We start from the raw sequence: 9,711 nt of genomic DNA, 5'->3' as shown, positions 1-9,711 counted from the left end.
CACTTTTTTCGAATCTTCTACAAATTTTAGAAAAAACAATCAAAAATATGATTTTTTGTGTTTAGGATATTGAAAATTCCTATATTATTTTATAAAATAAGGGTAAAAGGCTATGAAAAAGTAATACGCTTACAAGAAAATGGAAGCGGTTACTAAAGGAGGATTTTATGGAAAAAGGCCATTGGAATCGTAAAAGAGTCTACAGCATTCGTAAGTTTGCCGTAGGCGCTTGCTCTGTCATGATTGGAACCTGCGCGGTTCTATTTGGAGGAAGTGTTGTTGGAGAATCACCAGTTTTTGCGGATGAAACTCCTATTGCGCGCACTGTAGAACAAGCAAAAGAGGAAAGTCCGGCAGTGGAGGAAAAAGAACATCAAGCTGTAGCAGAACACAAGGATGCTGCAAGTGTCGGCCAAAGTCAAGCTGCTCCAATTGAAGCAAGCAAACCAGAGGTGAAAGAAGATGAACCTGTAGCTCCAAAAGAGGAGAAAGCGACACTAAAACCTGAAGAAACAGCTCCAAAGGTAGAATCTCAAGCTTCAAGTCAAGAAAAACCTGTTAAGGAAGAGTTGAAAGCTGCGACAAATGAAGAAGTAAATCAAATGATTGAAGATAGAAAAGTGGATTTTAATCAAAATTGGCACTTTAAACTCAATGCGAATCCTAAAGAAGCTGTGAAATCAGATGCAGACGTATCAACATGGCAAAAATTGGATCTCCCACACGACTGGAGTATCTTTAACGATTTTGACCATCAGTCACCTGCCCAAAACGAGGGTGGACAGCTCAATGGTGGTGAAGCTTGGTATCGCAAGACCTTTAAACTTGATGAAAAAGATCTCAAGAAAAATGTTCGAGTGACCTTTGATGGTGTCTACATGGACTCTCAAGTCTATGTCAATGGTCAGTTAGTGGGGCATTATCCAAATGGTTATAACCAGTTCTCATATGATATCACCAAATACCTTCACAAAGATGGTCGTGAGAATGTGATTGCTGTCCATGCAGTCAACAAACAACCAAGTAGCCGTTGGTACTCAGGTAGCGGTATTTACCGTGATGTGACCTTGCAAGTGACAGATAAGGTTCATGTTGAGAAAAATGGGACAACCATCTTAACACCAAAACTAGAACAACAGCAACATGGCAAGGTTGAAACTCATGTGACCAGCAAAATTGTCAATACAGACGATAAAGACCATGAACTAGTGGCAGAGTATCAAATCGTTGAACGTGGTGGTCAGGCTGTAACAGGCTTGGTTCGTACAGCGAGCCGTACCTTGAAAGCACATGAGTCAACAAGTCTTGATGCTATTTTAGAAGTGGAACAACCAAAACTCTGGACAGTTTTAAATGATAAACCTGCCTTGTACGAATTGATTACGCGTGTTTACCGTGATGGTCAATTGGTGGATGCTAAGAAGGATCTGTTTGGTTACCGTTACTATCATTGGACTCCAAATGAAGGCTTCTCTTTGAATGGTGAACGCATTAAATTCCATGGTGTTTCCTTGCACCATGACCACGGAGCGCTTGGAGCAGAAGAAAACTATAAGGCAGAATACCGTCGTCTCAAACAAATGAAGGAGATGGGGGTCAACTCCATCCGTACAACCCACAACCCTGCTAGTGAGCAAACATTGCAAATCGCTGCAGAACTAGGCTTACTCGTTCAGGAAGAGGCCTTTGATACTTGGTATAATGGCAAGAAACCTTATGACTATGGTCGTTTCTTTGAAAAAGATGCCACTCACCCAGAAGCAAGAAAAGGTGAAAAATGGTCTGACTACGATCTTCGTACCATGGTCGAAAGAGACAAAAATAACCCAGCTGTCTTCATGTGGTCAATTGGTAATGAAATCGGTGAAGCTAATGGGGATGCTCACTCTCTAGCAACTGTTAAACGTTTGGTCAAAGTTATCAAGGATGTTGATAAGACTCGTTACGTTACCATGGGAGCAGATAAGTTCCGCTTTGGTGATGGTAGCGGTGATCATGAGAAAATTGCTAATGAACTGGATGCAGTTGGTTTCAACTATTCAGAAGACAACTACAAGAAACTTCGTGCGAAACATCCAAACTGGTTGATTTATGGTTCAGAAACATCTTCTGCAACCCGTACACGCGGTAGCTATTATCGTCCTGAAAGTGAATTAAAACATAGTAACGGACCTGAACGTCATTACGAACAGTCTGACTATGGTAATGACCGGGTTAACTGGGGTAAAACGGCAACAGATTCATGGACCTTTGACCGTGACAACGCTGGCTATGCTGGACAGTTTATCTGGACAGGTACGGACTATATCGGTGAGCCTACACCATGGCACAACCAAAACCAAACTCCTGTTAAGAGCTCTTACTTTGGTATCGTAGATACAGCTGGTATTCCAAAAAATGACTTTTATCTCTACCAAAGCCAATGGGTTTCTGCCAAGAAGAAACCGATGGTACACCTTCTTCCTCACTGGAACTGGGAAAATAGAGAATTAGCAGACAAAGTTGCTGACTCAGAAGGTAAGATCCCAGTTCGTGCCTACTCAAACGCTGCAAGCGTTGAATTGTTCTTGAACGGTCAATCTCTTGGAGTTAAGAAGTTCAACAAGAAACAAACCAGTGATGGCCGCACTTACCAAGAAGGTGCCAATGCTAAGGAACTCTATCTTGAATGGAAGGTTGCTTACCAACCAGGTACTTTGGAAGCTGTAGCTCGCGATGAAGCTGGAAAAGAAATTGCACGTGATAAGATCACGACGGCAGGCCAACCAGCAGGTGTTCGCCTCGTCAAGGAAGAACACGCAATCGCAGCAGATGGAAAAGACTTGACCTACATCTACTACGAAATCGTAGATAGTGAAGGAAATGTGGTACCAACTGCCAATAATTTGGTTCGTTTCCAATTGCATGGACAAGGTCAACTGGTTGGTGTTGATAATGGGGAACAAGCCAGCCGTGAACGCTACAAGGCACAACCTGATGGTTCTTGGATCCGCAGAGCCTTTAACGGTAAAGGGGTTGCCATTGTTAAATCAACTGAGCAAGCAGGTAAATTCACTCTAACAGCCCATTCAGATCTCTTGAAATCTGGTCAAGTAACGGTCTTTACTGGTAAAAAAGAAGACCAAGAAAAGACCGTTCTCGGAACAGAAGTACCAAAAGTACGTACTGTTATTGAGAAAGAGCCAAAAATGCCGAAGACCGTCGCTTTTGTCTATAGTGATGGCAGTCGTGAAAAACGTCCAGTAACTTGGTCTTCAGTTGATGTGAGCCAAGCAGGAGTTGTGACTGTTAAAGGTATGGCAGACGGACGCGAAGTTGAGGCCCGTGTCGAAATTCTAGCAATCGCAAATGAGCTTCCAACTGTTAAGCGTGTTGCTCCAGGAACAGACTTGAGCGCTGTTGACAAATACGTTTCTATTGCTGTTACGGATGGAAGCGTACAAGAATACGAAGTTGATAAGTGGGAGATTTCGGAAGCAGATAAAGCTAAACTGTCAGTTGCAGGATCACGTATTCAAATGACTGGTCAACTGGGTGGTGAGACTATTCACGCTACCCTTGTGGTAGAAGAAGGCAATGCTGCAGCACCTGTAGTACCAACTGTAACCGTTGGTGGTGAAGCCGTTACAGACCTTACTAGTCAACATCCAATGCAATATCGAACTCTTGCTTACGGTGCATCCTTGCCAGAAGTTGTAGCAAGTGCTGAAAATGCGGATGTTACTGTAGTCCAAGCAAGTGCAGCAAACGGCATGCGTGCAAGCATCTATGTTCAACCAAAAGATGGTGGACCTCTTCAAACCTATGCAATTCAATTCCTTGAAGAAGCACCGAAAATTGACCACTTGAGCCTACAAGTAGAGCAAGCTGACGGTCTTAAAGAAGACCAAACGGTGAAATTGTCTGTCCTTGCACACTATCAAGACGGAACACAAGCAGTTTTACCAGCAGATAAAGTGGCCTTCTCTACAAGTGGTGAAGGGGAAGTCGCGGTTCGTAAAGGAATGCTTGAGTTGCATAAGCCAGGAACAGTCTCTCTCAAAGCAGAATATGAGGGGGCTACAGGTCAAATCGATCTCACGATCCAGGCCAATACTGAGAAAAAAGTAGCCCAATCTATCCGCCCAGTAAATGTAGTCACAGATTTACATCAAGAACCAAGCCTTCCAGCTACAGTGACAGTAGAGTATGACAAAGGTTTCCCTAAAGCCCACAAAGTCACTTGGCAAGCCATTCCAAAAGAAAAACTCGACCACTATCAAACCTTTGAAATTCTAGGTAAAGTTGAAGGTCTGGATCTTGAAGCGCGTGCTAAAGTATCTGTAGAAGGCATCGTTTCAGTTGAAGAAGTCAGTGTGACAACTCCAATTGCAGAAGCACCACAATTACCAGAAAGCGTTCGTACCTACGATTCAAATGGCCACGTTTCATCAGCTAAAGTTACTTGGGATGCGATTCGTCCAGACCAATACGCCAAGGAAGGTGTCTTTACAGTTAATGGTCGCCTAGAAGGTACGCAATTAACAACTAAACTTCATGTTCGCGTATCTGCTCAAACTGAGAAGGGAGCAAACATTTCTGACCAATGGACCGGATCAGAATTGCCACTGGCCTTTGCTTCAGACTCAAATCCAACTGATCCTGTTTCAAACGTCAACGATAAATTGATTTCCTTTAATGACCGCCCAGCTAATCGTTGGACAAACTGGAACCGTACTAATCCAGAAGCTTCAGTTGGTGTCCTATTCGGAGATTCAGGTATTTTGAGCAAACGTTCAGTTGATAATCTAATTGTCGGATTCCACGAAGACCACGGAGTTGGTGTACCGAAGTCTTATGTGATTGAATATTATGTCGGTAAGACCGTTCCAACAGCCCCTAAAAACCCTAGCTTTGTAGGTGAGGAAAACCATGCCTTTAACGATCCTGCAAACTGGAAAGAGGTAAGCAATCTCAAAGCACCAGCTCAATTAAAAGCTGGAGAAATGAATCATTTCAGCTTTGATAAAGTTGAGACCTATGCGGTTCGCATTCGTATGGTTCGACTTGATAGCAAGAAAGGAACGTCTATCACAGAAGTACAAATCTTTGCAAAACAAGTCGCAGCAGCCAAACAAGGACAAACAAGAATCCAAGTTGACGGTAAATACTTAGCAAACTTCAACCCTGATTTGACTGACTACTATCTTGAGTCAGTAGATGGAAAAGTTCCTGCAGTAACAGCAAGTGTTAGCAACAATGGTCTCGCTACCATTGTTCCAAGCGTTCGTGAAGGTGAGCCAGTTCGTGTTATCGCGAAGGCTGAAAATGGTGATATCCTAGGAGAATACCGTCTACACTTTACAAGCAATAAAGACTTACTCTCTCGTAAACCAGTTGCTGCGGTCAAACAAGCTCGCTTGCTACAAGTAGGGCAACCGCTTGAATTGCCAACTAAGGTTCCGGTTTACTTCACAGGTAAAGACGGTTACGAAACAAAAGACTTGGCAGTTGAATGGGAAGAAGTTCCAGCAGAAAATCTGACAAAAGCAGGTCAATTTACCGTTCGAGGTCGTGTCCTTGGTAGTGATCTTGTTGCTGAGTTCACTGTACGAGTGACAGACAAACTAGGCGAAGCTCTATCAAATAACCCAGAGTATGATGAAAATAGTAACCGCGCCTTTGCTTCAGCCACTAACGATATTGATAGAAACTCCCATGACCGTGTGGACTATCTCAATGACGGAAATCATTCAGAAAATCGTCGTTGGACAAACTGGTCTCCAACACCATCTTCTAATCCAGAAGTATCAGCAGGTGTGATCTTCCGTGAAGATGGTAAGATTGTAGAACGGACTGTAGCGCAAGCCAAACTTCACTTCTTTGCAGATAGTGGTACAGATGCCCCATCTAAACTCGTTTTGGAACGTTATATTGGCCCAGAGTTTGAAGTGCCTACCTACTATTCTAACTACCAAGCCTACGATGCAGCTCATCCATTTAACAATCCAGAAAATTGGGAAGCTGTGCCTTATCGTGCGGATAAAGACATCGCAGCTGGTGATGAAATCAACGTAACATTTAAAGCTGTCAAAGCCAAAGCCATGAGATGGCGTATGGAGCGCAAAGCGGATAAGAAGGGTGTTGCGATAATTGAGATGACCTTCCTTGCACCGAGTGAATTGCCTCAAGAAAGTACCCAATCGAAGATTCTTGTGGATGGAAAAGAACTTCCTGACTTCGCTGAAGATCGTCAAGACTACCAAATCACCTATAAAGGTCAACGTCCAAAAGTCTCAGTCGAAGAAAGTAATCAAGTAGCTTCAACAGTTGTAGATAGCGGAGACGATAGCCTTCCAGTACTTGTTCGCCTTGTTTCAGAAAGTGGAAAACAAGTCAAGGAATACCGTATCCAGTTGACTAAGGAAAAACCAGTTTCTGAGAAGACTGTTGCTGCTGTACAAGAAGATCTTCCAAAACTCGAATTTGTTGAAAAAGATTTGGCCTATAAGACAGTTGAGAAAAAGGATTCAACGCTGTATCTAGGAGAAACTCGTGTAGAACAAGAAGGAAAAGTTGGTAAAGAACGTATCTTTACAGCGATTAATCCTGATGGAAGTAAGGAAGAAAAACTTCGCGAAGTGGTAGAGGCTCCGACAGACCACATCGTCTTGGTCGGAACAAAACCAGGAACCTCTCTTCCAGAAGACGAAGTGAAGAACCTTGTCCTCGACAGACCCGAACTTATAGTCGAAGAAGAAACCATCGACTTCAAGGTTCAGGAGCGTAAGTCTGATAAGTTGTACCTAGGAGAAACTCGTGTCCTACAAGAAGGTCAAAAAGGTATTCGTCTTCACTTGATTGAAGTGGAAAATGGAAAACGTCAGCTTAAAGAAACTTACGATAAAGTCGCTGCTCAAGATCGTATAGTAGAAGTTGGCACTAAACCAGGAACTTCTCTTCCAGAAGATGAAGTGAAGAACCTAGTCCTTAACAGACCAGAACTTGTAATCGAAGAAGAAACAATTGATTTCAAGGTTCAGGAACAAAAGAATGATCAGCTTCCAGTAGGTCAAACTCGTGTTCTCCAAGAAGGAAGACAAGGTATCCGTGTTCACTTGATCGAAGTTGAAAATGGCAAGCGAACTGAAAAAGAAAGCTATGATAAAGTCATGGCTCAAGATCGCATTGTAGAAGTTGGTACGGCTAGTGAAACAACTAAACCAGTACCTCAAAAATCTACAAAACCACAAGTATCCGAAAAAGCAGATACAAAAGAAATTGCTTCAGGTAAAGCTAATCAAGCTCAAAAAGAGCAGTTGCCAAATACAGGAAGTGCAGCAAGCCATGCAGCAGTAGCAGCAGGTTTAGCTCTTCTCGGTTTGGGGGCAGGATTAGTCGCCACTAAAGGCAAAAAAGAAGACTAGAATGAATCAGTATTTCTTCTAATTGTATCTCAGAAAGACCAGGGAAACCTGGTCTTTTTAATAGGTAGAAGCATTCTCTCTAGAGCAATTTAACGTTTATGAAATCAGATAACCAAAATGATAAAAACACTATCTGGTATTGAAAATGAGATGAACTTATTTTTTTAAAAATAGCGGTAAAATATACCAGATTTTGTTTCGATGATAGGAGAAAACGATACAATAAATTGATGGGGAATTCGATAAGAAAATATGAATTTTAAATAGTAAAATAAATTTTAAAAAATGTTTGATGTTTCTAGCCTTTTTTAAAATAGTATGATAAAATATGAAAGTAATGTAGCTATCAATTTTTACTTGAAAAAGGGAAATGGTGATTAGTTGGGGACAATCATTTAGTTTACTATTACATTGTACATTTACAACTGAATATTATAAGAAAGGAAGATTAAATGAACAAGAAAATAAGATCTTGGATTCAGATCCTTATTCTTTGTTTGGGAGTTATTCTCCAATCATTTGCCCCTCTGACGCAAGTACATGCGACAGAGTATAATGATGTGATCACTAGTGTAGGTGTTGAGAACAAATCTGGTGAAGCATTAACGCAAGGATTGGATATTTGGCAAGAATTCCGTCTTACTGCCAATTTTGAGTTGCCAGATAATACGGTGCATGAAGGTGATACAACAACACTTCAATTGCCATCAGAGATTGCATTTTCAAACTCTTCAGACATTGAATTACGAGATGCTTCTAACAATCTTGTAGCTACTGGACATCTAGATGCCACTAGCAAAACGATTACGCTCACTTACACAAAGTTTGTTGAGAATAATTCTGGCGTTAGGGGGAAATTCTTTGTCTATGTCCGAGTTGACCATGACGTTGTTTCAGAAGAAAAAGACGTTGATGTCAACATTACTGTAGGACATAGAGTTCTATTTGCAGGAAAGGTCCGTTATAACGGCCCTCCAGGGAAATACGACTCGAAAATCGAAAAGAGTTCATTTCAACAGGGAGGAGACCCTAAAAATGTAATTCGTTACAATATTACTATAAACCGAAATATGGCTGATTATAGTAATGTTACTATCAAAGATGCCTTCTCATCTCCAAATATGAAATTCCTACCAGATACTTTTCGTATTTATAAAGTAAACTGGAGCTGGAATAACGGAGACTGGAAATGGTCTGATGCTCAGGATATGACCGAAACCTTTAAAAACCAACTAGTGGTAAATGCGAATGGTGATGGTTTCACCCTTCCTTTAGGAGATACTAATGGTTTTGGTTATATGATCGAGTATCAAGCTAAAGCGAATTATGATCTAGTCGATGGTGAGGAAATTACGAACGTAGCCAACATGAGCTACAATGGTAGTGAGAATGAACAGTCAACCAGCACACGTACCTACCAGATTGCAGGTGGTGTTGCAGAAGGATATGTTTTCACCATTAAAATTCATAAGGTAGACGAAGCTGGTCAACCTTTGCAAGGTGCAGTTTTTGAAGTGATTCGTGATCGTAACCAAGCTGTTGTTGGACGATTGACAACTGATTCTGATGGTAACGCTAGTGTAGGTAAATTGTTGCGAGACAATTATACAATTCGTGAAGTAACGGCTCCTTTTGGCTATGACAAACTAACTGAAGATATTAAAATTTCTCCAGATGAGTTTGGCTCAGACAAATCCGTAGAACGTCGAATTGAAAATAAGAAGACACCGACTAAGAAACCATCTGAAAAAGAAATTACTTTCAAGAAGGTGGATCCAAATGGGAAAGAAATCCCAGGTGTGGAACTTAAAATCTATAGCGGAGATCGTGTAAGACCTGAAGCTCCACCTGTTGCTGATTGGACTACAGAAGCTAATACTTCTAAAGTGATTAAATTAGCTCCTGGCACTTATACTCTAACAGAGTCCTTTGCGCCAGAGGGGTATCAGTATGTTGATGATATTACCTTTACAGTCAATGCTGATGGTTCTATTACAATTGTCAAAAAAGGTACATCAGATACTGTCGTAACAACTGGATCTGTTTTGTCAATCACTGACAAAGAGGACACAACTCCAAAGGCGATTACCTTCAGTAAGGTTAACCTTGGTGGAACAGAAATCGCAGGTGCTCAAATCAAGATCTACAAGGGCGACAAGGCAGAAGGCACAGCCGTAGAAAGCTGGACATCTGAAGCTGGTAAGTCTAAAGATCTCAACTTGGCTCCAGGCACTTACACCTTCCATGAGGAAGCAGCCCCAACTGGTTACCTCAAAGTAACGGACATCACTTTCCAAGTCAAAAC

2 protein-coding genes are annotated in these 9,711 nt (G+C 41.7%); both read left to right on the top strand.

Annotated elements, in window-relative coordinates; all coding sequences use genetic code 11:
• Positions 1–167: 167 nt before the first annotated feature.
• The gene (bgaA, locus tag SORDD27_RS05115; protein ID WP_061427709.1) at positions 168–7,406 is read left to right on the top strand and encodes an LPXTG-anchored adhesin/beta-galactosidase BgaA; all 7,239 of its coding nucleotides are present in this window, start codon (positions 168–170) and stop codon (positions 7,404–7,406) included.
• A gap of 452 nt (positions 7,407–7,858) precedes the next feature.
• On the top strand, positions 7,859–9,711 hold a 1,853-nt coding region (locus tag SORDD27_RS10000), incomplete at its 3' end, for a SpaA isopeptide-forming pilin-related protein (protein WP_231069299.1).

The organism is Streptococcus oralis, from assembly GCF_001579025.1.
In the GTDB taxonomy this organism is placed as follows: domain Bacteria; phylum Bacillota; class Bacilli; order Lactobacillales; family Streptococcaceae; genus Streptococcus; species Streptococcus oralis_X.
This window is presented reverse-complemented; position numbering and strand designations above follow the sequence as displayed.